Source organism: Micropruina sp., assembly GCF_047606365.1.
Lineage (GTDB): Bacteria > Actinomycetota > Actinomycetes > Propionibacteriales > Propionibacteriaceae > Micropruina.
Genome location: NZ_JASGEN010000113.1, coordinates 1 through 25758, shown reverse-complemented (window position 1 = coordinate 25758; position 25758 = coordinate 1). Strand labels below are relative to the sequence as shown.

Sequence of the window (25758 nt, the reverse complement as noted above, 5' to 3'; positions counted from 1 at the left end):
ATCAACGGCGGCCGCCGGCGGAACTCAGCGGAGGGTCAGCTCGCCCAGCGTCCGGTGTAGAACAGCCAGGCCCAGAAGCAGAGCACCACGGCGGCGACGGCGCACCCGAGCACGGTGAGCAGGATCCGGAAGCGGCGGCGTCCGGGGGTGACGTTCCAGCCGCCCGAGAGTGCCTCGCCGATCAGGATGAACAGCGGGAACCACAGCAGTACGGCCCGGTTCACGCTGAGGAACCAGTACGAGCACGAGAAGGCGAGCACCTGGACGCCGACCCAGGACGCCTCGGCCCAGCGGCGCCGGGCGAGGCAGGCGAGGGTGACGACGATGCCGACCGCCATTGAGATGATCTCGGCGCGGAACACCCAGGCCCACTCCGGGAAGGCCGGGTAGGCGGTCGAGGTCGCGGCTTCGATGGTGTGCTGCAGCGACACCCAGGGCCAGGTGAAGCCGCGCGGCCAGCCGGCGGACTGTGCGTGGTACCAGGCGTTCCAGTCCCCGGTGAGGTGGTGCAGGTAGGCGATGTAGGCCAGCAGCGTGAGCGCCGGGATGGTCAGCCAGGCCAGGGCACGGACGCGCTGGCGCCAAGTCACCACCGGCGGGGCGGGGCGATAGCCGGTGGCCACCGCGCCGGACCACTGCGAGATGGGTCTCGACAAGCTCGACCAACTGAAGGACGCCGGCTGTCCGGACGTGGCCTGCTGCGGCCACTGCCGACGCCACGGCCAACTCCACCGGGACGGCGCCTGCGCCGTTCCCGTGCCACCGACACCGACACCGAAGGCGGCAGCACCCCCAGCCCTTCCGGATCGGCCGCCCAACCCCTGGGTGAGCGCCAGGATCACCAGCGCGCCCAGCAGGAACAGTCCCGACACCCGCAGCGTGCAGGCGATGGCGGCCAAGCTCGCGGCAGCGCCCCAGCGACCACGACTGGCTCGCTCCCAGGCCCAGAACGCGGCCGCGCAGAACGGCGCCTCGGTGTACGGGACGAGGGTGAACACCGTTGTCGGAGCCAACAACCAGACCACCGCGGCGATCGGGCCGCCCAGTCGATGCAGCGCCGCGGCAGCCAGCGCCGAGCAGATCAGGGCCAGCCCGACGCCGGCCCACAGCATCGGGATGCCCACTGCCGAGAGTGCCCGCAGCGCCAGCGGCCAGCCGGGGAAGAAGGCGATGTCGTTGGCACCGGTGTAGCCGTTGGTGGCGATCGCGAAGTAGTGCTGCACGTCCCAGTTCGCCAGCATGTCGCCGGCGGAGCGTCCGGTGGTCACCCCCACCCAGAGCGCGACGCCGACCAGCAGTAGCCGGGTGAACAGCCAGGTCTGGACGACCAGCCGTCCGCCGTCGCGGACCCGGTGGGTGGTGGCGGGCAGCTCGGGACGCAGCATCACCGCAGCCATGGCGCCCACCTCATCCAGGGCGCCACCTGGGCGCCGTCGAGCACGCCGCCGTCCGGGTCGTCGAGCCGCGGCATGGCCAGCGCATGTCGGCTGGTCCACTGCGGGTTCCGCACCGGATCGAGATCGGGCCAGAGAATGTCGCGGACCACCAGGGCCGCGATCCACAGCTGGACGCCGACCCGCACCAGCACCGCCGCCAGGTACAGGCCCTGACCTCCCGAACCGGACTCCAGGGCGCCGTCCAGGTGGGCCCAGATGGCGATGAAGTACAGCCCCTCGCCGATGCTCCAGATCAGCCAGTCACGCCAGCGCGGGCGGGCCAGCACCACGAACGGCAGCAGCCACAGCACGTACTGCGGCGAATACACCTTGTTGACCACCAGGAACAGCACCAGCACCAGCAGGATCCCCTGCGAGAGCCGGGGACGCCGCGGCGCCAGCAACAGCAGCAGGCAGATCGCCGCCGTCCCGACCACCATCCACCAGGTCTGCGCGCCGGAGGCGTCCGCGACCGGATGGCCGGCGAGGCTGAACACGTACCAGATCGAGCCCAGGTCAGCGCCGCGGTCGACGTTGAACGTCCAGAAGTACAGCCAGCCGGACGGGCTCAGCAGGTAGATCGGCAGGTTGACCGCCACCCAGCTGCCGGCACCGCCGGCCAGTGCCAGCCAGAACGCCCGGAGCCGTCCGGAACGGAAGCACAACACCGCCAGCGGTACGAAGAGCAGCAGCGGATACAGCTTCGCGGCGACGCCGAGCCCCCACCAGATCCCGGCCCAGCCGGGCCGTTTCCGGGACCAGGCCAGGACGCCGAGCGCGGTGAACGCGAGCACCATGAAGTCCCAGTTGATCAACCCGGTGGTCATCACCGCGGGGGCGACGGCGATCATCATCGCGTCCCAGGGGCGGGCGAGCCGCAGATGCGCCCACAGCACCAGCATGAAGAACACGAACAGCAGCAACGCGTTCACCCCGACGAAGATCGCCGCGGCCTGCGCGATCTCGGCAGGGGGGACGTCCGGGCCGACCCGGCCGCCGAGCAGCATGGTGAGGCGCCGGGCGACCTCCATCAGCGCACCGGTCAGCACCGGGTATTCGACGTCGGCGCCGAGGAACGGCACCTTCCCGTCAGCGAGCCCCCGGGCATAGAACAGCGGCAGGATGTCGCTGTAACACATCGCCTGGTAGACCGACGCACCCAGCTGACACGGCAGTTGCCGCAGCATCAGCACCAGGTACGAGACGGTGCCGGCCAGCAACACCCAGGGCTGCGGGTTGAACCACACCCCGGCACGCTCGGCCCTCAGACCGACAGCACCACCCAGGGCTTTCGCCCCGGTCATCGCCCGGAGGGCTTGCCGCTCGGACGCTCCGACGGGCGGTTGCTGGGCTGACCGGTGGGTTCGTCCGTCGGCTCATCGGTCGGCTTCCCGGTGGGCGTCGCCGTCGGGGTGGCGGACGCCGTGGGGCTCTTCGTCGCGGTCGGCCGGGTCGTCCGCGGCGGCAGGGTCGGCGTCTGGGTCGACACCCGATGCGTCGGCGGGTCGAACGAAATGTCCTTGAGTCCCTGCTGCGCGACCTGCATGTAAGACATCCAGGTGCTCAGTGGCGGACCGGCGCCGAAGAAGCCGGGGTAGATCTTGTTGAGGTCGTCGGTGCCGTTCTTGCCGGCCACGAACATGACCGCCGTCGAGATCTGCTTCGACATGCCGACGAACCAGCAGGCGGTGGTCTTCGAACCACCCTTGGCGGCCCGGTCGTAGGCGGTTCCGGTCTTGCCGGCGATCGGGAAGCCCATGCCGCCGGCCCGCGAAGCGGTGCCGTCCTGCACCACATGGGTGAGCGCATAGGCGACGTCGTTGGCCACGTCGGCGTCGATCACCTGATCGGCGTGGGTGTCGGCCTTGTAGAGGACGGCGCCCGAGGCATCCTTCACCTGGGCCACGACGTGCGGCGGCACATGCTTGCCGCCGTTGGCGAAGGTGGCGTAGCCGGACGCCTGGTAGACCGGGCTCACCTCCGGGATGCCCAGCGGCACCCGGCTCACCGGATTCCAGCCGCCCTCCTTGGGCAGACCCACCTTCTGGGCGAACTTCAGCGTCTCGGCCGGGCCGTTCTTCATGTTGCCCTCGAGGTCGACGAAGGCGGTGTTGATCGAATGCGTGGTGGCCTGCTGCAGCGTGACCCGTCCGTAGTTCGAGTCACCGGCATTGCGCACCGGCACGCCCTCACCCGGCGGCGTGAACTGCGAGCCGTTGAAGACGTCGTTGAGGGTGAAGCCCTGGGTCAGCGCCGTACCCAGCGCGTAGGGCTTGAACGTCGAGCCGGTGGCCCGCGGGGTGGTCGCCCAGTTGCGGCCCTTGAGGAAGTCGGGACCCCCGTAGAGGGCGACGATGCCACCGCTGTCGACGTCGATGGACGCCAGCCCGGCGTGCAGTTTCGCGGCCTTCTTGGCGTTCCCGCCGGCCGTTTGCGAGGTGATCGTCTGGGCCGCTTTGACGGCGGCCTCCTGGGCCTTGGCGTCGAAGGTGGTGACGATGTTCAAGCCGCCGCCGGAGATCTGCTGGTCGGTGAACCCCTTGGCCCGCAACTCTTCCTGGACCATGTTCAGCAGGTAGCCCTTCGGACCACCGAACTGGGAATCGCGTTCGACCTTGGGGAACTTCGGCAGCTCGTAGTAGATCTTCGCCTTCTCGGCGTCGGTCATCTTGCCCATCTCGACCAGGCCGTTGATCGTGTACTGGTAGCGCTCGAGAAGGTCGGCGGCCTGCTTGTCGCCCCGCGACGGGTCCAGGTTGCCCGGGTCGTTCGCCATCGCGGTCAGTGCGATCGCCTGGGCGTCGTTGAGCTTGGCCACCGGCTTGTTGAAGAACGCCAGCGAGGCCGCCTCGACGCCGTACGCACCGCGTCCGAAGTAGACGGTGTTGAGGTAGCCCTCGAGGATCTGCTCCTTGGACAGCTCGTTGCCCATCTTGGCGGCCAGCAGGATCTCGGTGAACTTTCGGGTGTAGCTCTTGTCCTGGGTGAGGTACATCACCTTGATGTACTGCTGGGTGATGGTGGAGCCGCCCACCACGTCCTCACCGCGCAGCACCGAGATCACCGCGCGGGTCATGCCCGAGACGGAGAAACCCGGATCGGTCCAGAACGACCGGTTCTCGCCGGCGACGATGGCGTCCTTCACGTTCTGCGGGATCTTGTCGTAGGGCAGGCTCTGCCGGTTCTGGATCTGGTAGCTGCCGATCTTCTCCTTGCCGTCGCGGTAGTAGACGAAGGAGGTGTTGGTCTGGAAGTCGGCGTTCGGGTCGGGCAGCTTCACCGTGGCGTAGGCGACGCCGACCACGGTGCCGCCCGCGACGACCAGGGCCAGCACGGTGATACCCAACCAGGTGAAGAACCGGCGCCAGCCGCTCTTCTTCTTGCGGCCGGAGGTGCCGGGGGTGCGCTTGGAGGGCTCAGCCATAGATGTCCTCGACGGTTCGTTGACGGCGTGGCGGACGGCGGGTGACCCCGTCGCCCAGCAGGAAGGAAGTGATCATGTGGTTCCAGCCGCAGTCGGTGCACACCTCGACGACGCACACCTTGAACTCGCCGAACTCGTTCTGCATCTCGTTCAGTTCGGCACTCGATTTGATCCGGCCCGAGTACTGCCCGAGCTGGTCACCGAAGACGTAATGCAAGTGCACCAGCCGCGACTCACAGATCGGGCAACGGTCGGTCGTGTCCTCGCCGTGATGCAGAGCCGCCCGGATGAGCATCGGGTCAGCATCGCAGGCGTCCGAGTGGGAAAGGGTGCGCGGAGATCGCCGCAGAGCCTGCAACGTGTTGCGGCGTTGCAGCGCATAATCGATCACCTCGCGCTTGGACCACATGCGCTCAAGGGTAGTTGGGCCTACGACAGGGGTCGATCCCGGCTTCATGAAGGCCTCGAGCTCCGCGTCGCGATGTCTGGACTCAGCCGAATGGGCAGCGGCGCGCCGGGGCGGCTAAGATCGTCGCGTTCCGCGGCGCTGGGCGTCCGGGACCAACAACCGGGGACGTGGCGCAACTGGCAGCGCAAGACCTTTGCAAGGTCGAGGTTGAGGGTTCGAGTCCCTTCGTCTCCACCAAATTGTCTCGGTTCGCGCGCTTGGCCCGGTTCGCCATGAGGCCGGCTATCTCTTCGTCGCGGCCCGGCGTCATCCGAACTGATAGCTTCGCTGGGTGCAGCGTGGCGAACTGTGGTGGGCACAGATCGACGAGAAGCGACCGGTGGTTTTGCTCTCGTGTGATGCGGGGTCCGAGGTCCACGTCATGCAGATCGTCGCACCGGCCACGTCGGCCGAGCGACGCGGCTTCTTGATCATGTCGGGTGACCAGGCGGTCGATGCTGACGTCCGGCGCCGCATCGTTGCTGAGGCCGGTCCGGTCCAGGCAGTCGGCATCGAGGTCTGGTTCGGCCGTTCGGAGGGGTTGGCGGAAGCAGGCGTTGCGCGGGTTGCGCTCCCGCAGGACGGCACGATCTTCTGCACCTGGACTATGAGCCTCACCGAGGATTCTCTGATCGAGCGGATCGGTGCGTGTTCGCCGGATAAGCTCCATGAGCTTGACGTGGCGGTGGGGTTGGCTGGCGGCTGAGGTTCACACCACAAACGTGATCCTTCGCTATCTCAGTAGAGTTGTCTGAATGTCCCTGGGTCGTGCCTTTACCACTTTGTGGGGGGCAAATGCAGCATCGAACCTCGCCGATGGACTCGCTTTCGTTTCGATTCCGTTGCTGGCAATTTCTTTCACCGATGACCCCCGGTTGGTCGCCGGTCTGGCAACGCTCTACGCCGTGGTCAGGCTACTTGCCGCACTGCCTATCGGTGTATTGGTCGACCGTCTTGATAGACGGACGATCCTGATCGTCACCAACCTCATCAGAGGTGGCGCTGTCACTGCACTAGCGATTTGCACGCAGCTTGATATCGGCGGGTTGATCCTGCTCTACGTCGTCTACGGAGTTATCGGCACGCTGGAGAGTGCCGCCGACAATGCAGCCGTGTCGCTCGTGCCGAGCATCGTGAAGAAGGCGCAGCTCGACAGCGCAAACGGTCGCATCTCAGCAGCACAACTTGTCGCCGACGAGTTCGCTGGCCCACCACTGGGCGGGTTCCTCTTCGCTTTCGCCGCCGCTGCACCCGTTTACGCGATGGGTGGCCTCTGGGCAGCAGCGGGCATAATCGCGCTCGCGCTTCCATCGCGGATTGCGGCGACGCCTGGCGCAACGCCGACCAAACGGCCGCCGATGTGGAAGGAAGCCGTGGCCGGTGTCTCATGGCTGGCAAGGCATCGAATTGTGGGCAGCCTGGCCATGATCGGAGCGCTTGCCAGTGTCGGCTATATGCTCACGTTTTCCATCCTCGTAATTTTCGTTCAGGATGGGCTGGGAGTCAGCCCCGCCGGGTACGGAGTGATCCTGTCGATCTCTGCGCTGGGCGGCCTTATTGGCTCGTTTACGACCGCGCGGGTCCGTCTGAGAATCGGGTATCGGTGGACGATTGTGGCGAGCCTGACCTTGGGCGCAGCCTCACTGCTCGTCCTGGCAACGACCACTAATACGGTCGTTGCTTCAGCGTGTCTTGTGGTCTATATCTTTCATGCGGTGGTGTGGGGAATCTGTTCTGTTTCCCTACGTCAAAGGCTCGTTCCAGAGCCCTTGCGTGGACGTGTAAACGCTACGGCCCAGGTACTGGGCCTACTTGGCCTAGCTGTGGGGTCATTTGCGGGCGGGCTGTTGGCGGTCATTGACATCGCCCTACCTGTAGCGGTTGGTGGTGGAATCTTCCTCGCTTGTGCACTTGTGGCTTTGATCCTCCTCAGAGACGCAGAGGCTGGCTGATCAGGATCGAGGCGGCTTCACCTGGACTCCTGGCTAAGTGTGGATATCCCCGTTAGTGTGTCAGGAATAGTCGGGGAGTTCCCCACCTACTTGTCGGAAGGTGGCGCGAAGATGCTGCTGTCCACAGCCGACCGTCTCGCGATCCACGAGCTACTCAACCTCCACGGGCATCTCTGCGACGTCGGCGCCTTTGATCGCTTCGACGAGATCATGACCGCGGACGTCACCTACGACGTCAGCGATCTCGGCGGCGGCGTGATGCACGGCGTCGATGAATGCCAGGCGGCGGCGATCGCACTCGGCGCCGGCAACCCGGTTGCCCACCTGGTGACCAATATCGTGATCGGAGAAGCCACCACAGCCGGGGTCGACGTGGCCTCCAAAGGACTCGGGGTGATGGGGTCGGGAATGATCGGCAGCGTGGTCTATCTCGACCGAGTGATCCGGACCACCCACGGGTGGCGCATCGCTCGACGGCGAGTGATCGCACGCCGAGTACCACTCTCTCCGTACGACCTACCTGTGTCCCGGCCCCGCCCAGTTGATGGCGACGAGACGCGGCGTGCCGAACGAGAGTGATCGTCATCCGCAGGGCGCGACCCTTGTCGAGCGGCTTCGGGTGACTCACACGTGCTTCAGATGTGCTCGTAGACCCAGATCCATTCCCCGGCGAGTTCGGTGGAAAGCTCCTGGGTCAAGGTCGTCACCGCGTCGGTCAGGTTTCCGCCGAGCAGGTCGCCGCTGATCGCGACATGGCTGCACACGGCTGCGGCACGAACGTCCCAGGCGGTGAGCGGCGCCGTCCAACCGCAGCGATCGCAGCGGTGAATGGGCACCTGTGCCGTCCGGTACCAGTCGTCGACCAGATCGAGGGCCGCGTCGCTCACCTCCCGGCAGGCGGCGCAGCGGAAGCCCTCGAAGGCATCGCCGCTGTCATAGACGGCCCATCGGTCGATCACCGTGATCGGGAACTCCGCTCCCTCGGACGCCGCCGCGGCTGCCGTCCCGAACAGTCGCGGGCCGGCCGCATCCGCCGCTATCACGTTTCCCTGCCGGTCCTTCGGCTTTCGCCAGTCCACCAGACCTTCGCACGGCTGAGTCCAGCCTCGATCCCGCAGCCACGACCGGACGCGGCGAGCGCGGTGCGCGGCCGTCTCGGCTGACGCACCGGCATCCAGGACGTGGAATCGTTGATCGCCCATGGCACGAACCTAACCCGGCCGCACTAGCCGGCGAGCCCGTCCGCTTCCATCCGGACGTATCGCGCGATCCTGCGGCCGGCGAGCAGTCGGTCGAGCCAGGATGTGTGTCCCTTCCGGAGTCGCGTTGAGGACGTGCCGGGCGATCGCGGTGACACCCGGCTGCCGGCTCTGCCGCCCTACGATCACCCCCATGGCGATCAGAATGGACAACGTCGGCATCGTCGTCGAGGACCTCACCGCGGCGATCGCGTTCTTCGAAGAGCTCGGCCTGGAACTCGAAGGCCGCGCCATGGTCGAGGGCGAGTGGGCGGGCAGCGTCACCGGTCTGGGCGACCAGAGTGTCGAGATCGCGATGATGCGCACCCCGGACGGCCACGGCAAGCTCGAACTCTCGCGCTTCCTCACCCCGGACGTGGTCGCCGATCATCGCAACGCCCCGGTGAACGCCCTTGGCTACCTGCGGGTGATGTTCGAGGTGGACGACATCGACGACACGCTGCGCCGTCTCGACAACCACGGCGTGCAACTGGTCAGCACCGAGGTCGTCCAGTACGAGAACGTGTATCGGCTCTGCTACGTCCGCGGCCCCGAGGGCCTGCTCATCGGGCTCGCCGAAGCGATCCGGTGACCGGCAGAGGTGACTTTCAGCCCGTTGGGAAAGTGCTGCGGTAGTCGACGGGCAGCAGGTGACCGTCGGCGTCGACGACGTTGGTTTCCATCCCGGCGATGATGTCTGTGTTCTGGGCGGACACGCACCGCCAGCCGCCGGGACCACGGCGCACGACGAGGGACATCAATGTCTGCCGCGGCTTCGGAGCTCCCACCTCACCCACCGGGGTTTGCCCGGTCAACACCATCCGGGCATGGACGACGGCGATGTCGTCCGTGAGTTGTTTCACTCGGGTGTCACGCAGCCGCAGCTTCGAATCGGCGAAGATCACCGACAGCCCATACGCGTGCGCCCGCCGGATCGAGTGCCGGTCGTGCCACCACAGACCGGTGACATTGACGAACTCCGCATCCTCGTCGAACAAGTCGGCGATCCCGTCCGGATCGCGCCGCTGCCAAGCCTCGACGAACGCCGCTGGGACATCCTCAGGTTGATCCAACGGCGTGTTCACCATGCGCATCATCCTCCCATTCCGGGCGGATCAGGGCCTCCCCGGCAGGTGGGCGAATTTGGCGATCGTGGCCTCGGCACGACGCACCCGCGCCGGGGTTCCGGCCGGAATCAGGTCGGGCAGAAAGCCGTACTCGTCACGTAGTCGCATGGCGACCGGATCCCCGGACGCGGCCGCCCGCACCTGCTCGGTCCACCAGTCGGCGACGTCGCCCCAGCCAGGGGTGGCCAGCGCCCCCGCGAACTGCTGGACGGCCAGCCCGGCGGTGAGAGTGGCGAACTTGAGCCGGACGTCGAGCGGCCAGCCGGCCAGCGTGCCGGCCACCAGCGCCGCACCGAAGCAGTCGCCGGCCCCGGTCGGGTCGATCGCCCGGACGGGCAACGCCGGCACCCGGGCCCAGGTTCCGCTGCCGGAATCCAGCGCGATCGCGCCCTGGGCGCCGAGGGTGACGACGGCCAGCGGCACCCGGTCACCGAGCAACTCCAGAGCCTCCTCCGGCGTTCGGGTGCGGGTGTAGGCCATCGCTTCCCGGTCGTTGGGCATGAAGCAGTGGCAGCCGGTGAGCCGGTCCAGCACGCAGGGGTCCCAGGCGCCGGTGCCGTCCCAGCCGACGTCGGCGAACACCAGCGCACCGGAGGCCCGCAACTGCTGCCACCAGGGGTCGCCGTCCAGTTCGGCGATCACCGCCCGCGCCGTGCTGCCCGGCGTCAGCAGTCGGGACGGCGGCACCGGGGACTCGTGGCCGTGGGTGACCATCGCCCGGTCGCCGTCGTAGGCCATCGACACGGTGACCGGGGTGTGCCAGCCGTCGAAGCTGGGCGACATCGAGGTGTCGATGCCCTCCTGGTCGGTGAGCACCTGCCGACACCATTGCCCGTAGCCGTCGTCGCCGAAGCCAGTGATCAGCCCGGTTCGCAGTCCGAGCCGGCTCAACGCCACCGCGAGGTTGGCGATGCCGCCCGGCGAGGTGCCCATGCCGGCCGCCCAGACCTCGGTTCCGGGCGCCGGTGGGGTCGGCAGATCGGTGAAGACCACGTCGGCGAACACCATGCCGGCCACCAGCACGTCGAACTCGCGCGGCGACACGGCGGACCCCAGAGTCACGGTGGAGCGTTGCGTCATGGTGAGTCCGTCACCGCGGCCCAGGTCTCGGCCACCCGATCGCGACGCCGCTTGCGCGGCCCGAGCACGCCGACGACCACCACAGCCACGATCGCCAGCCCGAGCAGAGTCTTCACCCGAGCAGTCTATGGAGCCGCTCAGCGGGGCGGCAGCGTCACCAGCGGCGCCCAGGGGTCGGTCTGCCGAGCCGCCCAACCGCCCAGTTCATCGGCGGACATGGCGGCCACCAGTTCGGCCAGGCGCGGCTGGTCGACGACGGTGACCTCCACTCCGTCGAGCCGGCTGATCCCGGCCATCGGCAGCGGCTTGCCGTCGATGTTGTCCGAACCCAGATGCACGTCGAGCGCCGTCCGCCGGATCTCCGCCGGGGTTAGGCCGGCGTCCACCGTGAGGCAGTTATGCAGGATGCCGCCGATGGCCTCGACCTTCGCCGGATTCGTCACCGCATCGCCGCTCACCACGGATCGGACGATCTCGACGAACACCGCCTCGGTCCGCTCCAGCCGGGTCAGCGGTTGCCGATTCGCGCTCAGATAGACCTTCGCCTCGGCACCCGACAGCACCAGGTCACCGGAGGGGAAATGCCATCCCTCGGCCGACATCTCGGCATCGTTGCGGACGTCGACCCCGCCGAGCACATCGATGATCGACAGGAACCCGTTCAGCTTGAGTTCGACCAGATGGTCGATCCGCAGGCCGAGCATCGACTCCAAAGACCGGACGGCACCGGCGCCACCCGCCGCGCTGAACCGGCCGGCCAGCGCCATCTCGGTGCCGTCGGGATCGGTGACCAGGAGGTTCGCCGGCACCCCGATCAGCTGCAACGCGTCGCGCTGCGCGGACATCTGGGCGAGGTAGGCGCTGGCCAGGGCGCCGTCCTCGTCGGTGACCAGCACCAGGTAGCGCATCGGTGTCGCGGTGTCCGGAGCCGCGGTCGCGTCCGGCCGGCCCGGATAGTCGGGCAACGGGGAGCTGCGCGGCACCTCGGCTAGCGCCTGGGTGACCGCGCCGAGGTAGAGCGAAACCAGGCCGAGCACGCCGGCGACCACGACGAAAGCGCCGAGGGTCGCCACGGCCACCAGCCGATCGCTCCGGGTATGCACGGGGACAAGGCTAGATTCCTGATCCAACAGCTGCCCACCACCACTCCGGGAGGTCGATCCCAGGACGCGCCGACGGCAGCGGTGGTACGAAAAGAACCGTCCCCGCGTACCACGGGCACCGGTGAAGCCGGCCGACGTGCCCGGACGCCTACTCTTGGGGCGATGGATCCGCGTGACCTGCTCTTCCCACCCGGTGCCACCCGGCACGACTGGGTGCTCGACGGCATGCTCACGCTCGCCATGATGATGGTCACGGTGCTGCCGTACGCGCCCTATTCCTACTGGAACTCGATCCCGCGTCCGTTGCTGCTGGCGACCCTGACGATGATGGTGCTGCCGCTGGTGCTGCGCCGGCACTCACCGCTGTTGATGCTGGCCGGCTGCACGGTGGCCGGCATCGCCCAGGTGGTCGTGGTCAACACCTTCACCGCGACGCTGGTGGTGCTGCCGATCGTCGCCTATTCGGTGGCTCGCTGGGTGCATGGCCCGGTGGCGCGGTCGGTGGTGGTGGTCGGCGGCTTCGCGTCGGTGATCGGTCCGCTGCGCTGGGCGACGGCCACCGAGGGGCTGAGCATCAGCGCCCGCGGCATCGTGCTGTTCGTGCTGGCGGCGTTCGTCTGCCTGGGCCTGATCGTCACCCCGTATGCGATCGGACGCCGGGTCCGCGAGTCGACAGTCGCCCACGCCGACCGGATCGCCGCCGCCGAGGAGCGCTATCAGCTGCTGTTGGCCGAACGCGAGCAGCAGGCCCGGCTGGCCGAGTCGCGGGCCCGGGCCACCATCGCGCGCGAGTTGCACGACATCGTGGCCCACTCGCTGTCGGTGATGATCGTCCAGGCCGAGGGTGGACGAGCGCTCGCCACCAAGCGTCCGGACGCCGCCGTCGCCGCCCTGGACACCATCGCCGACACCGGACGCGAAGCGCTCAGCGAGATGCGCCGGATCGTCGGGGTGCTGCGGTCCGAGCCCGAGCGACGCGGTGCCGACTGGGAGCCCGCCCCCTCCCTGGCCGACATCCCCGATCTGGTGCACCGGGCTTCCGACCGGGCCACCCTGGTGGTGCACGGCGAGCCGCCGCGGGTCTCCCCCGCCCTGGAGTTGACCATCTACCGGGTGGTGCAAGAGGCGCTGACCAACTTCCTCAAGCACGCCGGCCCGACCGCGACCGCGGTGGTCACGCTGGCCTACGGGGCGACCGAGATCATGGTCGAGATCGTGGACAACGGTCCCGGTCCCGAGCTGGTGAACACCACCCCCGGCCACGGCCTGCGCGGCATGGCCGAGCGGGTCACCTCGATGGACGGCCGGCTCGAAGCACATCCGCTGGCCCTGGGCGGGTTCGTCGTCCGTGCCGTGCTGCCCGTCCAACCCCGACAAGGAGTACATCGATGAGCCCCACGATCCGGGTCTTCCTGGCCGACGACCAGGCCCTGGTCCGCAGCGGTTTCCGCATGCTGATCGAGGCCGAGGACGACCTCGCGGTGGTCGGTGAGGCCGCCGACGGTGCCGCCGCCGTCCAGGCGTTGACCGCACACCCGGCCGATGTGGTGCTGATGGACATCCGGATGCCGGTGATGGACGGCGTCGAGGCCACCCGGCAGATCATCCGGGCCGGGCTGGGCACGAAGGTGCTGGTGCTGACCACTTTCGATGTCGACGAGTACGTGTTCGCGGCGCTGAAGGCGGGGGCGTCCGGCTTCCTTCTCAAGGACGCCCGACCGACCGACCTGCTGAACGCGATCCGCAACGTGGCGGCCGGCGAAGCGGTGATGGCGCCGTCCGCAACCCGCCGGCTGCTGGACCAGGTGGTGCCGACCCTGCCCGCCTCGCCGGGCGCCGACCGCCGCCTCGACGTGCTCACCGACCGGGAGCGCGAGGTGCTGATCGAGATCGCCGCGGGCGCCACCAACTCCGAGATCGCCTCCCGGCTGTACATGGCCGAGGGCACCGTGAAGACCCACATCGGCCGGCTGCTCTCCAAGCTGCAGTGCCGCGACCGGGTCGGCCTGGTGCTGCTCGCCTACGAGTCCGGCCTGGTCCGCCGCTAGCCCCCAGCGCTCGGGGCGCCCGATAGGCTCGGCGGGTGCGCTATGTCTCCACCCGATCGAGTTCGGACGTTCCCGGGCTGCCGTTCTGCGACATCCTGCTCGACGGTCTCGCCCCGGACGGCGGCCTCTACCTGCCCGAGCACTACCCGACGCTGACCGCCGAGACGCTGGCGCAGTGGCGCTCGCTGCTGGCGTCCGAGGGCTACGCGGCGGTGGCGTTCGAGGTGCTGCGGCTGTTCGTCGACGACATTCCGGACGCCGACCTGCGGGCGATCTGCGAACGCGCCTACGCCGTCGAGGTGTTCGGCGACCCGGTCGTCCCGGTGGCACCGCTGTCGGACGGCATCTGGCTGGCGAAGCTCTCCGAGGGCCCGACCGCAGCGTTCAAGGACATGGCCATGCAGCTGCTCGGCCAGCTGTTCGAGTACGAGCTGGGACGTCGCAACCAGACGCTGACCATTCTGGGCGCGACTTCGGGCGATACCGGTTCGGCCGCCGAGTACGCGATGCGCGGACGGCGCGGCATCACCGTGTTCATGCTGTCGCCACAGGGCCGGATGAGTCCCTTCCAGCAGGCGCAGATGTTCAGCCTGGACGATCCGCACATCGTCAACCTGGCCGTCGAGGGCGTCTTCGACGACTGCCAGGATCTGGTCAAGACGGTGATGGGTGACGCCGCGTTCAAGGCGGCGCACAACCTGGGTGCGGTCAACTCGATCAACTGGGGCCGGGTGGTGGCCCAGGTGGTCTACTACGTCGTCTCCTACCTGCGGGTGACGACCGCTCAGGAGGCCGCCGGCGAGGCCGTGACTCGGGTGTCGTTCGCCGTCCCGACCGGCAATTTCGGCAACATCTGCGCCGCCCATGTGGCCCGTGAGATGGGGCTGCCGGTCGACGCGCTGATCCTGGCGACCAACGAGAACAACGTGCTGGACGAGTTCTTCCGCACCGGCGTCTACCGGGTCCGCGCCGGCGCCGAGGAGACGTCCAGCCCGTCGATGGACATCTCCAAGGCCAGCAACTTCGAGCGTTTCGTCTACGACCTGCTGGGCCGCGACGGCGCACGGGTCGCCGAACTGTTCACCCGGCAGCTGCCCGAGCAGGGCTTCTTCGACCTGTCTGGGACACCGGAGTTCGCCGGCATCCGGCAGCGTTACGGCTTCATCTCGGGCACCTCGACCCACGCCGACCGGTTGGCCACCATCCGCGCGGTGGACGCCGCCGACGGCGTGGTGATCGACCCGCACACCGCGGACGCGGTGAAGGTGGCCCACGACCTGCGCGACACGGTTCCCGGGCCGATCATCGCCACCGAGACCGCCCTCCCGGTGAAGTTCTCGGCCACCATCGTCGAGGCGCTGGGCCACGAACCCGCGCGTCCGGACGCCTTCGTCGGCATTGAGGACCTCCCCCGCCAGGTCACCGACATCCCCGCGGACGCCGACCTGCTCAAGCGGATCATCGACGACCACACGTGACGGAGTAACGACGTCTTCCGGCCCGCGACGTCATCCCGACGCGCGCCGGGATCTCCGCCGCTGAGGTTTGGCACATCCATCTGTGTGAGGTGTGATGCCGATCTGTTCCTCCGGACCCGCCGAGGATCCCCGCACTGAGCAGTCTGGTTGGTGCGGGGATCCCGGCGTCCGCCGGGATGACGGGTCGGCGGAGAACCTGGAACACGGGACGTCCATGAGGGACTCAGTGTTGGTGGCCACCGCCGTCGTGGTCGTGCGGGGCCGGCTGGACGCCGCCGGTTCCGACGCCGGGGTCGCGTCCGTCGACGAAACCGCTGGTGTCCCGGGTCATCTCGTCGAGGGGCACCTCGTGCACCTCGCCGTCGGCACCGAGCCGCCACGGCTGGAAGAACATCGAGTCATGGTCGTGGTGCTCATGTCCGTGCTCGTCGTGTTCCTCCGCCTGCCCGTGGTCATGCGGCTCCATCGGCTCGGCTTCCGGACGTGACAGCAGCCCCGGCTCGTCGGCGGACGGCACCACCGGTCCGCGCCGCACCACCGGTCCACCGCGGTCCTTGTGCTTGCCCATCTCTTCGGCCTCCTTCCGGCGCTCTTCCGCGCGCTCCTTCTGCTTGTCCAGGTCGCCTCGATCCGGACGCTTGTCGTCTTCGGGTTGGCCGTCCGACTTCGGGATCTCGGCCCGGTAGGCGACGGCCGTCCGCAGCTCCTCGCGTTGGAACTGGACGGTGCGCCGATCACCGCCGGTCGCGGTGAACCGCACCGAGTAGACGCCCGGCTTGGCGGTGGCGAACGCGCCGCTGAAGCTGCCGTCCCCGGCGCCGCGCAGCGCCACCAGGGTCTCGACGCCACCGGGATCGGTGACCCGGGCCAGCACTCGCGCCCGCTCGGTGAACGGCTGCCCGAACATGGTCAGCGTGGCCCGCAGTTCGAACTTGTCGCCGGCGATGGCCAGGGAGGGCGCGATCTCGGCGTCCAGGTGCACGTCGGAGTAGCTCTGCACGATCATGCTGTACGGCACGGTGCCGCTGGCCCGCAGCTGGGCCAGCCGGACCTGCAGATCCTCGCGGCCGCGGAGCTTCTTGATCGCGTCCCGAGGCAGCCCGATCACCGCCTTCCACTCGCCGACGGCCATGATCCGCGGATCCACCGGCAGGGTGAGCCGGTACAGCACGTCGTCGAGGTTCTCCTGGTACTCCACGGTGGCCAGGCCCGACGAGCCGTCGATGGTGGTGCCGTCCGGAGCGACCAGGACCACCTCGAGCAGCGGGGCCAGCGGCGACAGCACGATCACGTCGACCTGGTGATCGAGTTCGCCGAGCAAGAACGGCACGGTGTGCTCGCTGCCGATCGCCAGCTCGCCCTGCGGGTCGACGACGATCGCGGTGTCAGTCACCCCGGCCAGAATCTGGATGAAGTACTTGGTCAGCCGGAAGCGGCGCTCGGCGGCGGTCATGTCGCCGGTGATCAGCATGTACCGCGAGATCGAGGTGAGCACGGCGTCGCTGACCCCACCCGGACTGCCCAGGCCGATCGCGTATACCTGGTCGGCGTAGGGCGCGATGGCGGCCAGCACTGACGCGTCGGTGACCCCCGGCGACTGGTTCTGGTTGCCGTCGGTGAGTACGCACAGCGCGAACTGCTCGTAGGGCGTCGCGGGGTCGGTGCGCTCGGCGTCCAGCACCGCGGCACCTTCGATCATGCCCTGGCCGATGCCGGTCAGGCCGCGCGGCTCCAGTTCGGGTGAGGCGATCGCCGAGTCGAGCACCTCGCGTCCGGAGCCGGGCGTGGTGGGCGCGGGACCCATCTCGGTGATCCCGTCCAGGACGGCGGTCAGGTCGTCGAAGGTGACCACCCCGACGCCGTCGATCGGCCGCATCACGTCGCGGATCACTGCCAGTGACTCCTTGAGCAGGTCGTAGCGCGAGCCGGCTGTGCCCGCGTTCGCCCACATCGAGCCGGAGCGGTCCAGCACCAGCGAGACCGCGGCGCGGGGCCGGGCGACCGGGGTGGCGGATAGATCGACCACCCAGCTGCCCAGGGTGTACTCGTCGCCCGGGTTGGCGGCGTCGTAGCCGTCGTCGTCCACGATGAAGGCCCGCACGCTGGCCGTCCCCGCTTGTGGGACGCCGATCGGACCGTTGGCCTGGAACTGCACGAAGACGCTCGCAGTGACCGTCTCGGCATGGTCGTCATGCTCGACGGTGACGATGCCCTGCCCGGCCGGGGCGCTGAAGCCGGCACCGGTCACCCCGGTCAGTTCGAAGCGGACCTGGCGGCAGGTGCGCACGGTGAACTGCACCGGATGGAAGGTGGTGAGCAGTTCGGGTACCGAGCCGAACGACACCGACGGGGTGTCCAGGCTGACCTCGGGCAGGTCGCTGTGGAACCAGTAGCCGACCGCATGGTGGTCCTCGTTGGCGTTCGGTGTCGAGAACATCGGCGCGGCGAACCAGGCGGCCGTGCCGAGGTTGACCATCGTGTCGCCACCGTTGTGGCCGCCGTTCGCGGTGCCGCCCGCCTGCGGCTGGAACTCCGAAGCCGCACCGAGCTTGCGCTGCCAGATCGACCACAGCCGGTCGACGTTGCAGTGGTGCAGCCAGAAGGCCGGGTCGTTCACCGACACCGACGGGTAGGTCATGTGACCGCCGTCACCGGGCTGGCCCTGCGGGTTGAGTTCCCAGCCGCCACCGATCCAGACGTGGACGCCGTCGTGCAGCACGCGTTCCAGGAATTTGCGGAAGGACGCCAGCACCTGTGCGTTCGTCGGCGCCGAAGTGTCGTTCCAGGGCGCACCGTCGTAGACGTCCGGCCAGGTCTGTCCGTTCGGCACCGCGATGCCGAAGGCGCGCAACGCTTCCGCCCGGCTGGGTAGATCGCCCGCGGCCGGGATGCCGTTGGACCGCTTCAGGGTCAGGTCGGAGTCGCCGCCGCGGCGGATGTTCATTCGCCAGGTGGTCGGGTCGGCGAACGGCCCGGACGTGACGTAACCCGTCGTCGGACCGGGTCCGGCGTTGCCGAAGCCGCCGAGCAGGTCATTGGTGAAGGGCCAGCCGGCGTCGGCCGAGCTGCGGGCGGTGATCCAGTCCCAGTACGGAATGGTCAGGTGATGATTGCCGCTGACCACCTGCAGGTCGTATTCGAGCTGGTGCAGGAACTCGCGGTGCCACGGACCGAACGCGGGACCGCGATGGGCACCGAAGCCGACCGTGTTGTGCAGCCAGACGTAGTCGTCGTAGCGGTTCGGCGTCCCGCCGCCGGCACTGACCGCCGTCGCGGCCGCGGGTATTCGGCTGGGTGATTTGGCTGGATCCTTCAGGTCGAGGAAGGCCTGGACCAGTTCCGCCTTCTCGGCGGCGGTGAGTTCGGCGACGTTCTTGCGGCACAGCATCGGAGTGCTCCTTCTCGGGACGGGTTGTCGCCGAGAAGTGCCGGTTCCACCACGGTTTCGGAGGTGGCACAAGTACGTAAGCGCTGATCAATGCGGAGTTGTCGAAACCCGTTGCAGGGAGAGGTCTCGACAAGCTCGACCAACGATGCCCAATCACCGCCCATTCACTCGATCAGGCCGCGCCGTTTCAGCAGATGCGTGATGTCGGGGTCGGCTCCGCGGAAGTCGCGGTAGGCGTCCATGGCGTCGATCGAACCGCCCTGGGCCAGCAGGCGCTCGCGGTAACGCCGTCCGTTCTCGCTGGTCAGCCCACCGTTGGCGAGGAACCAGGCACCGGTGTCGGCGTCCAGCACCTCGGACCACAGGTAGCTGTAGTACGCCGCCGCGTAGCCGCCCTCGAAGATGTGCTTGAAGTAGGTCGACCGATAACGGGTCGGTGCCAGCGGGTAGTCGACCCCGGCCGCGGCCAGGGCTTTCGCCTCGAACTGCGCCACCTCGTCAGGTTCGGACGGCAACTCGTCGAGCGGCGTCGAATGCCAGGCCTGGTCGAGCAGCGAGGCGCCGAGCATCTCGGTGGTGGCCCAGCCCTGGTTGAACAACTCGGCCTGGGTGAGCGCGTCGATCCATGCCGTCGGGATCGGCTCGCCGGTCTGGTGATGGACGGCGTACCGGCGCAGCAGTCCGGCGTCGAGCGCCCACATCTCGTTCACCTGGGACGGGAACTCGACGAAATCGCGCGGGGTGTTGGTGCCCGACTGCGACGGGTAGCGGACGTCGGAGAGCAGCCCGTGCAGCGCGTGCCCGAACTCGTGGAACAGGGTGCGCACCTCGTCCCAGGTCAGCAGCGTCTGCTCCCCGGCCGGCGGCTTGACGATGTTGAGGTTGTTGACCACCACCGGCTGCTGGCCGAGCAGATGGTTCTGGTCGACGATGTTGTTCATCCAGGCGCCGCCCTGCTTGCCGGCCCGGGTGTAGTGGTCGGCGACGAACAGCCCGAGGCCGGTGCCGTTGCCGTCGAACACCTCGAAGACCCGCACCTGGTCGTTGTAGCCGGGCAGGTCGTCGCGTTCGACGAAGGTGATCCCGAACAGCGCGGTGGCCGCCGCGAAGACGCCCTCGTGCAACACCCGTTCCAGTTCCAGATAGGGCCTTAGTTGCGCCGAGTCGAAGCTGTATCGGCGGGCCTTCAGCTTCTCGGCCAGGTACTCCCAGTCCCAGGGCTGCAGTTCCTCATCTTGCAGTTCCTGCAGGTCGGCGGCTTCGGTGTGCGCGTTCGCCACGGCCGCCGGCACCATCCGGTGCAGCATCGCGTGCACCGCCTCGGACGTGGTGGCGCAGGCGTCCGCGGCCACGTACTCGGCGTGGTGCGGGAAGCCGAGCAGGGCGGCGCGCTCGGCACGCAGCCGGGCGATCTCGACCACGAGGGCACGGGTGTCGTGCTCACCCGACCACCCCCTGCCCACGGACGCTTCGTGGAGTCGGCGGCGCAGCCCGGCGTCGCCGATCTCGCACAGAACGCCCTGCGGCGTGCACGAGTCGAGCTCCAGCAGCCAGCCGTCCAGCCCGCGGACCTGCGCCGCTGCCCGCGCGCCTGCCACGGTGGCCGCCGCCACACCGGCCAACTCGGCCTCGTCGACGACGTGGACGGCGGCGGCGTTGGAGCCGGCCAGCGACGTCCGGCCGAACGCCGAAGTCAGCTCGGCCAGCCGTTCGTTCAGTTCCCGCAGCCGGGCCTGCTCTGCCTCCGGCAGCCCCACCCCGGCCCGGACGAAGTCGCGCAGATGGGTTTCCAGCCAGTACCGGGCCGCGGCGTCGGCGACCACCTCGTCGGCCTCGACCCGTTCGTTCAGCGCCACTACTCGCTCATACAGTGCACGGTCCTGGTAGATGGCGTCGCCGAGCCGGGCCATCATCGGCGAGATGGTGGCGTCGATGGCGTCCAGTTCGTCGGTGGTGTCGGCCGGCTGAACGGTCCAGAACGCACCCAGCGCCCGGCCCAGCAGTTGCCCCGACCGCTCCCAGGCGTCGATCACATTCGTCACCGTCGGCGGATCGGCGACCTCGGCGATGGCCCGCAACTCGTCCAGCCGCTCAGCGATGCCAGCCTCGACCGCAGGCAGGTAGTGCTCGGCACGGACGTCGCGCCACGGCGTCAGCTGGTAGGGCAGCGTGGACGGCCGGGCGAACGGATTGGCGGGATCGAGGCTCATGCCGCCCATCCTTGCAGCCGGCTCAGACAACGTACGGCTCGCCCCGATCGGCCACCATCGGCTTGCCGGCCCGCGCCCAGGCCAGCGTGCCGCCGTCCACGTTCACCGCATCGATGCCGTTGGCCAGCAGATAGGCGACCACCTGCGCCGAACGGGCGCCGGAACGGCAGATCACCGGCAGCGGACCCTCGACGACGGGCAGCTCCGACAGCCTGGCCACCACCTCGCCGAGCGGAATGTGCACCGCGTTGCGGGCCCGTCCGGCGGCCCATTCCCCCGGCTCACGGACGTCGAGGACGACGGCGTCGTCGGGCAGTTCGTTGACAGTGATCTCGGTGTTCTCCACGGCTCCTATCCAAGCACCCGCCCGTCCCGGCGGTGAGCCCAGACCTGGCTATCGTGCGAATCCCCCGCGGAAAGGAAGTGTCATGACGGCGAGATCGGAGCAACTCACCGACCCACGGGTCGCCATCCGCGGCTACCGCCTGGTCACCTGGAAGGGTCTGCTGTCGATCGCGTTCCCCGTCGCGGTGGGCCTATGGATGCTCTTCGTGCACGGCCCGGGCAAGCCGGTCTGCGAGGGCAAGCTGATGCGGCCCGGCGACCTGTGCGTGAACGGATCGCGAACCGAGAGCTACGGCAGCATGATGGCCGGGATCGAGCGATCCGCGCGCGCCGCAGCCATCGTCGACCCGTGGCTGATCGGCCTGCTCGCGGTCGCCACGCTCTACCTGGTGGCTCAGGTGTTCCTGCGGCATCGGATCGACCCGCCCGAAGCCGTGGGACCGGTCAGCTGGCACGGCTCGCCCCTGGTCCCGCAACCGCACTTCACCGCACTCGCCGCCATCCTGATCCCGATCGCGATCAGCCTCACCGCGAACACCCTGGCCGGACCTGCGGCTTGGTACGAATATCTGATCGGACCGGCGATCGGCGTCCTCGGCGGCTATGCGGCGTTGCGCGCTCGGCCCAAGCCCCCGTTCCTGGTCCGGGTCGACGATGGCGGCCTCTGGGTGCTGCGGGGGGCCCGGAGCCGGTGGATACCGTGGCCGTCGGTACGCGAACTACGCTGCTTCCCGGACTCCTGGACCGTCCGCCTCGACCAGGAATCGGTCTGGGTCAACCGGTTGGTGACCGACGGAAAGATCCTCGATCTGCAGTTGGCCGTCAGGCAGCCGCCGGCCGCCTGACGGCTCACACCGGCGGCGTCGGCTTCGGCAGCGCGCCGATCTGCTGCAGCACACCGAGTTCGTCCCGGACGCCCCAATGTTCGGCCAGCCGGTCGCCCTCGGTGCGATAGATGTGGATCGTCGGCATCGTGTACGGACGCCCGGCGAACTGCTCGCCGTGCACCGGCGCCACCGCCACACCGTGACCGAGCGCCCGGATGACGATCCGGTCGTCGGTGACGAACTCGTCCATCAGCTCGTAGCGCAGGGCGAGCACCCGGGTCACGTAGGTGAGGACCTGCCGATACCCCTCAGGTCCGGGCGGCAGTGGGAACGGCGAGCCGTGATCGACGAAGTCGGCGGTCACCGCCGCGTCCAGGCAACTCAGATCGCCCGAATTGATCGCCGCGAACACGGCGCGTGCGGCGGGCAGCGCCGCGTTGGTCCGACTCGCCCCGATGGTGGTGCTGGTCATCATGGTCCCCCTCGATACGGTGTCACTGGAACTCTATTCCAGTGGAATAAGAATCCAACGAATGGGGAGTGATGTCAACACGCGGCTACGACAATTCGCGGCGCACCCAGGCCGCGCGGCTGACCCGGGCGAAGGTGTTGGCAGCGGCCCGTGAGCATTTTCTGCAGGCCGGCTACCACGGCACCACCATCGCGGCCCTGGCACGCGCGGCACAGGTCAGCCCGCAGACCATCTACAACACCTTCGGCGGCAAGGCCGAGGTGCTGAAGGCCGTCTACGACACGCTGCTGGCCGGCGACGACGAGCCGATCGCGATGAACGACCGGCCCGAAATGATCCACGTCCGCACCCGCGACGACGCCCCCGAGACGCTGCGCGCCTACGCGGCGTTCGCCCGAATGCTGATCGAGCGCACCGGGCCACTGCTCGGCGTGGTGCTCGCCGAAGGCGCGGGCTCGGATGCCGAACTCAGCGCGTTCCTGGCCACCATCGACCGCGAACGCCGGTTCGGCAACACCGGGGTGGTGCGGCACATTCAGGAGCGTTTCGGCCTGGGTGGGGGTGTCACCGTCGAGCGGGCCGTCGATCTGGTCTGGACGCTGACCTCCCCCGAGATCGCCGACCGACTTATCCGGCGCTGCGGCTGGGAACTGGATTCCTATCAGACGTGGCTCGCCGAGGCCCTGGTCGACGGCCTGGACGCGCTGGCCGCCGCTTCGTAGCCGGCTCAGTTGGCCGGCGGCTGCTGGTAGTCCTGGTCCGCCTGGCCGGACGCCTCGTCCGTGGCACGCGCCGGCCGGTGCGCGGTCGAGGAGAAGCCTTCCGTGAAGACCGTGCGGCCACGGGTGGAGAGCCCGACGTAGGCCTCCTTGATCTCGTCGACGAAACCCTTCATCTGCTGCGGCACCTGCCGAGCGTAGTTGGCGACCGGACGATCCCCGGCAGCGCGGCGGTCGGTGTAGCCCTGCCTGCTCTGCTTGACGACGTCCTGGACGGTGCCGGCGACGATGTCGGCCAGCCCGGTGATGACGTAGGCGGCTTCGGTGGCCACCTTGGTCGCGACCTTGCCGACCTTGTTCGGGGTGATGCGGGTGTTGCTGGGCATGGCTGTTGCTCCTGAGTGCGCACTTGCGGTGACCTGTTGAGCGTCCAGCCTGACGCGCCCAGGAGCGGCGTTCAACCTCCCACCGGGTGACTCCGGGAAGTGTCAGGGATGCCGAGTAGGGTGCCGCCATGAATGTCAGCGACGCCGTGGACGCCCTCCTCCCTTCCGTTGTCGACGACCTGACCGCCCTGGTCGCGATTCCCTCGGTGAGCGCGCTGCCGGCCCATGCCGGCCACGTGCAGCAGAGCGCCGAATGGATCGTGGCGCAGGTCCGGGCGCTCGGCTGCGACGACGTCCGGATCGTCGTCGAGGGCGGTCAGCCCGCCGTGATCGCCCACTTCCCCGGCCCTGCCGGCAGCCCGACGGTGTGCCTGTACGCGCATCATGACGTGCAACCCACCGGCGACGTCGCCTTGTGGACGTCGTCCGATCCGTTCCGGGTGCGCGAGGCCGACGGACGGCTGTTCGGGCGCGGCGTGGCCGACGACAAGGCGGGTGTGATGGTGCACCTGACCGCGTTGCGGGCCTTCGGCGGCAAGCCACCGGTGGGCGTCACGCTGTTCGTCGAGGGCGAGGAAGAGATCGGATCGGCGTCGCTGGCGACGATCCTCGAGGGGCATCGTGACCTGCTCGCCGCCGACGCCTACGTGATCGCCGATTCCGGCAACTGGAATGTCGGCGAGCCGGCGTTCACCACCACACTGCGCGGCCTGGTCGACTGCGTGGTCGAGGTGTCCACCCTCGATCACGCGCTGCATTCCGGGCAGTACGGCGGCGCCGTCCCCGACGCCCTGACCGCGCTGTGCCGGCTGCTGGCCACCCTGCACGACGCCGACGGCAATGTGGCGATCGAGGGGCTGAGCGCGATGCCCGACCCCGAACTGGACTACCCCGAGAGCCGGCTGCGAGCCGAGAGCGGCATGCTGGACGGCGTCCGGCTGCTCGGCGACGGGCCGATCGCCGGACGGCTGTGGACCAAACCGACCGCCACCGTGATCGGTATCGACGCCACCAGCGTCGCCGACGCCTCGAACACCCTGGCGCCGTCGGCGCGGGCCAAGGTGAGCGTCCGGATCGCCCCGGACGCCGACCCCGGCCAGGCATTGGCCGCGCTGACCACCCACCTGGAGCAGCATGCGCCCTGGGGCGCCCGGGTACGGGTCAGCGATGGAACCAAAGGTTCCGGCACCACGGTGCCGTTCCAGGGCCCGTTCGCCGACGCGGCCCGGGCGGCGTTCGTCGAGGCGTGGGGCGTCGAGCCGGTGTTCACCGGGCAGGGTGGTTCGATTCCCATGGTGGCCGACTTCCAGCAGGCGTTCCCCGCCGCCGAGATCGTGGTCACGGCGGTGTGCGACCCCGATTCGCGGATGCACGGCATCGACGAGTCGCTGCATCTGGGTGACTTCGCCAAGGCCTGCAAGGCCGAAGCACTGCTGCTGGCCCGGCTGGCCGGTGAGGCCGGCTGACCGGCTAGAGCAGCTGGCCGACCAGCCCGGTCGCGGCCAGCACCGCTTGGCGTTCGAGGACTCCGAGTTCGGAGTTCCGGACGGCCTTGTTGAACGCGGCCAGGGTGACCTTGGGGGTTTGGCCGGCCGCGATCCGCGCGCTGGCCAGCTTCCAGTCGTCGAGCAGTTCGGTCTTGGCGTCGCTGTCGGGCAGCGCGTTCAGGGCGAACCGGACGCCCTCCAGCGCCGCGGCCAGGCCGACCACCTTGCCCGGGTCGGGTGAGCTGGACGTCGTCTTGGCGGTCGGGCTGGTGCGCTTCGACGGGCTGGATGACGGCTTCGCCGACGTGGTCGCCGACCGGCTCGGCTGGCCGCTGAACAACTGCGCGGTGGCCAGCCCGGTCAGGTTGGCCGCGATGCTGCCGGCCAGGATCGCCGCCATCAGGCCGACCAGGACGCCGGCGATCCACCACGAGCCGGGGGGCTGGAGTGCCTCGATGGCGCGGGCGGCGGCCGGCGACGGGGCGTTCACCTGGGTGTACGGACGGGTTGCCTGCGCCGGCGCTCCCGGGGGTGCCGCGCCCGGCCGCGGCACCGATGCGGTCGTCGGCGGCGCCATCGGCGGCATCGGC

The 25758-nt window shown here is 68.8% G+C and carries 24 protein-coding genes and 1 tRNA gene; 11 read left to right on the top strand and 14 right to left on the bottom strand.

The genetic code is table 11. The features are described 5' to 3' along the window. Nucleotides 1-35 precede the first annotated feature (35 nt). Genes QM624_RS13570 through QM624_RS13555 form a run of 4 tightly spaced genes read right to left on the bottom strand, consistent with a single transcriptional unit; the run spans nucleotide 36 to nucleotide 5269 of the window. Nucleotides 36-1397: a hypothetical protein gene (locus tag QM624_RS13570; protein ID WP_415092683.1), complete on the bottom strand. Its 1362-nt coding sequence runs from the start codon at nucleotides 1395-1397 to the stop codon at nucleotides 36-38. Further along, nucleotides 1385-2740: a glycosyltransferase family 87 protein gene (locus QM624_RS13565; protein ID WP_415092681.1), complete on the bottom strand. Its 1356-nt coding sequence runs from the start codon at nucleotides 2738-2740 to the stop codon at nucleotides 1385-1387. Before QM624_RS13565 ends, QM624_RS13570 begins: the two co-directional genes overlap by 13 nt. Further along, nucleotides 2737-4860, bottom strand: coding sequence for a transglycosylase domain-containing protein (locus QM624_RS13560; RefSeq protein ID WP_415092679.1), 2124 nt, complete (start codon nucleotides 4858-4860; stop codon nucleotides 2737-2739). The genes QM624_RS13565 and QM624_RS13560 overlap by 4 nt, the downstream gene beginning before the upstream one ends. Further along, nucleotides 4853-5269 (bottom strand): DUF5318 family protein, encoded by a 417-nt coding sequence (locus QM624_RS13555; protein ID WP_415092677.1) that lies wholly within the window; start codon nucleotides 5267-5269, stop codon nucleotides 4853-4855. The genes QM624_RS13560 and QM624_RS13555 overlap by 8 nt, the downstream gene beginning before the upstream one ends. 161 nt (nucleotides 5270-5430) lie before the next feature. Between QM624_RS13555 and QM624_RS13550 the strand changes: the two genes are divergently transcribed. The 4 genes from QM624_RS13550 to QM624_RS13535 all read left to right on the top strand — a co-directional run bounded on the left by QM624_RS13550 (nucleotide 5431) and on the right by QM624_RS13535 (nucleotide 7839). Continuing rightward, nucleotides 5431-5506: transfer RNA gene (locus QM624_RS13550), tRNA-Ala, on the top strand. A gap of 94 nt (nucleotides 5507-5600) precedes the next feature. Further along, entirely contained in the window at nucleotides 5601-6014 is a 414-nt protein-coding gene (locus QM624_RS13545) for a type II toxin-antitoxin system PemK/MazF family toxin (protein ID WP_415092675.1), read from the top strand. Nucleotides 6015-6063: 49 nt separating this feature from the next. After that, nucleotides 6064-7260 (top strand): MFS transporter, encoded by a 1197-nt coding sequence (locus QM624_RS13540; RefSeq protein WP_415092673.1) that lies wholly within the window; start codon nucleotides 6064-6066, stop codon nucleotides 7258-7260. A 111-nt stretch (nucleotides 7261-7371) separates the two neighbouring features. Beyond that, entirely contained in the window at nucleotides 7372-7839 is a 468-nt protein-coding gene (locus tag QM624_RS13535) for a nuclear transport factor 2 family protein (RefSeq protein WP_415092671.1), read from the top strand. A gap of 56 nt (nucleotides 7840-7895) precedes the next feature. Here the strand turns inward: QM624_RS13535 and QM624_RS13530 are convergent, their stop codons facing one another. Then, nucleotides 7896-8462, bottom strand: a complete 567-nt coding sequence (locus QM624_RS13530) for a hypothetical protein (RefSeq protein ID WP_415092669.1) — start codon at nucleotides 8460-8462, stop codon at nucleotides 7896-7898. Between the two features lie 190 nt (nucleotides 8463-8652). Here QM624_RS13530 and QM624_RS13525 point away from each other — a divergent pair, with 190 nt between their 5' ends. After that, entirely contained in the window at nucleotides 8653-9090 is a 438-nt protein-coding gene (locus tag QM624_RS13525) for a VOC family protein (RefSeq protein WP_415092667.1), read from the top strand. 16 nt (nucleotides 9091-9106) lie between these two features. On the opposite strand, the gene QM624_RS13520 is transcribed toward QM624_RS13525, so the two are convergent. The 3 genes from QM624_RS13520 to QM624_RS13510 all read right to left on the bottom strand — a co-directional run bounded on the left by QM624_RS13520 (nucleotide 9107) and on the right by QM624_RS13510 (nucleotide 11808). Next, nucleotides 9107-9586 (bottom strand): YybH family protein, encoded by a 480-nt coding sequence (locus QM624_RS13520; RefSeq protein ID WP_415092665.1) that lies wholly within the window; start codon nucleotides 9584-9586, stop codon nucleotides 9107-9109. Nucleotides 9587-9613: 27 nt separating this feature from the next. Next, a complete protein-coding gene (locus QM624_RS13515) occupies nucleotides 9614-10705 on the bottom strand; it encodes a carbohydrate kinase family protein (RefSeq protein ID WP_415092663.1) in 1092 nt (363 codons plus the stop codon). Between the two features lie 137 nt (nucleotides 10706-10842). After that, the gene (locus QM624_RS13510) at nucleotides 10843-11808 is read right to left on the bottom strand and encodes an LCP family protein (RefSeq protein ID WP_415092661.1); all 966 of its coding nucleotides are present in this window, start codon (nucleotides 11806-11808) and stop codon (nucleotides 10843-10845) included. Between the two features lie 162 nt (nucleotides 11809-11970). Here QM624_RS13510 and QM624_RS13505 point away from each other — a divergent pair, with 162 nt between their 5' ends. The 3 genes from QM624_RS13505 to thrC are packed head-to-tail and all read left to right on the top strand — an operon-like array spanning nucleotide 11971 to nucleotide 15334. Further along, nucleotides 11971-13200, top strand: a complete 1230-nt coding sequence (locus tag QM624_RS13505) for a sensor histidine kinase (protein ID WP_415092659.1) — start codon at nucleotides 11971-11973, stop codon at nucleotides 13198-13200. Continuing rightward, the gene (locus QM624_RS13500; protein ID WP_415092657.1) at nucleotides 13197-13856 is read left to right on the top strand and encodes a response regulator; all 660 of its coding nucleotides are present in this window, start codon (nucleotides 13197-13199) and stop codon (nucleotides 13854-13856) included. Before QM624_RS13505 ends, QM624_RS13500 begins: the two co-directional genes overlap by 4 nt. Before the next feature lie 35 nt (nucleotides 13857-13891). Continuing rightward, entirely contained in the window at nucleotides 13892-15334 is a 1443-nt protein-coding gene (thrC, locus tag QM624_RS13495; RefSeq protein ID WP_415092654.1) for a threonine synthase, read from the top strand. Between the two features lie 223 nt (nucleotides 15335-15557). On the opposite strand, the gene QM624_RS13490 is transcribed toward thrC, so the two are convergent. The 3 genes from QM624_RS13490 to QM624_RS13480 form a co-directional block, all read right to left on the bottom strand. After that, complete coding sequence (locus tag QM624_RS13490; protein ID WP_415092652.1) at nucleotides 15558-18722, bottom strand: tyrosinase family protein; 3165 nt, start codon at nucleotides 18720-18722, stop codon at nucleotides 15558-15560. Between the two features lie 164 nt (nucleotides 18723-18886). Then, a complete protein-coding gene (locus QM624_RS13485) occupies nucleotides 18887-20932 on the bottom strand; it encodes a M3 family metallopeptidase (RefSeq protein ID WP_415092650.1) in 2046 nt (681 codons plus the stop codon). Between the two features lie 22 nt (nucleotides 20933-20954). Then, nucleotides 20955-21278: a rhodanese-like domain-containing protein gene (locus QM624_RS13480; RefSeq protein ID WP_415092648.1), complete on the bottom strand. Its 324-nt coding sequence runs from the start codon at nucleotides 21276-21278 to the stop codon at nucleotides 20955-20957. An 82-nt stretch (nucleotides 21279-21360) separates the two neighbouring features. On the opposite strand from QM624_RS13480, the gene QM624_RS13475 reads away from it, so the two are divergent. Continuing rightward, entirely contained in the window at nucleotides 21361-22122 is a 762-nt protein-coding gene (locus tag QM624_RS13475; protein WP_415092646.1) for a hypothetical protein, read from the top strand. A gap of 4 nt (nucleotides 22123-22126) precedes the next feature. On the opposite strand, the gene QM624_RS13470 is transcribed toward QM624_RS13475, so the two are convergent. Beyond that, entirely contained in the window at nucleotides 22127-22576 is a 450-nt protein-coding gene (locus QM624_RS13470) for an ester cyclase (protein WP_415092644.1), read from the bottom strand. 71 nt (nucleotides 22577-22647) lie between these two features. On the opposite strand from QM624_RS13470, the gene QM624_RS13465 reads away from it, so the two are divergent. Continuing rightward, entirely contained in the window at nucleotides 22648-23298 is a 651-nt protein-coding gene (locus tag QM624_RS13465) for a TetR/AcrR family transcriptional regulator (RefSeq protein ID WP_415092642.1), read from the top strand. A gap of 5 nt (nucleotides 23299-23303) precedes the next feature. Here the strand turns inward: QM624_RS13465 and QM624_RS13460 are convergent, their stop codons facing one another. Next, entirely contained in the window at nucleotides 23304-23681 is a 378-nt protein-coding gene (locus tag QM624_RS13460) for a hypothetical protein (protein ID WP_415092640.1), read from the bottom strand. Between the two features lie 128 nt (nucleotides 23682-23809). Between QM624_RS13460 and QM624_RS13455 the strand changes: the two genes are divergently transcribed. Beyond that, nucleotides 23810-25147, top strand: coding sequence for a dipeptidase (locus tag QM624_RS13455; protein WP_415092638.1), 1338 nt, complete (start codon nucleotides 23810-23812; stop codon nucleotides 25145-25147). 4 nt (nucleotides 25148-25151) lie between these two features. Here QM624_RS13455 and QM624_RS13450 read toward each other — a convergent pair. Next, a partial coding sequence (locus tag QM624_RS13450) for a hypothetical protein (RefSeq protein WP_415092636.1) occupies nucleotides 25152-25758 on the bottom strand: 607 nt, incomplete at its 5' end.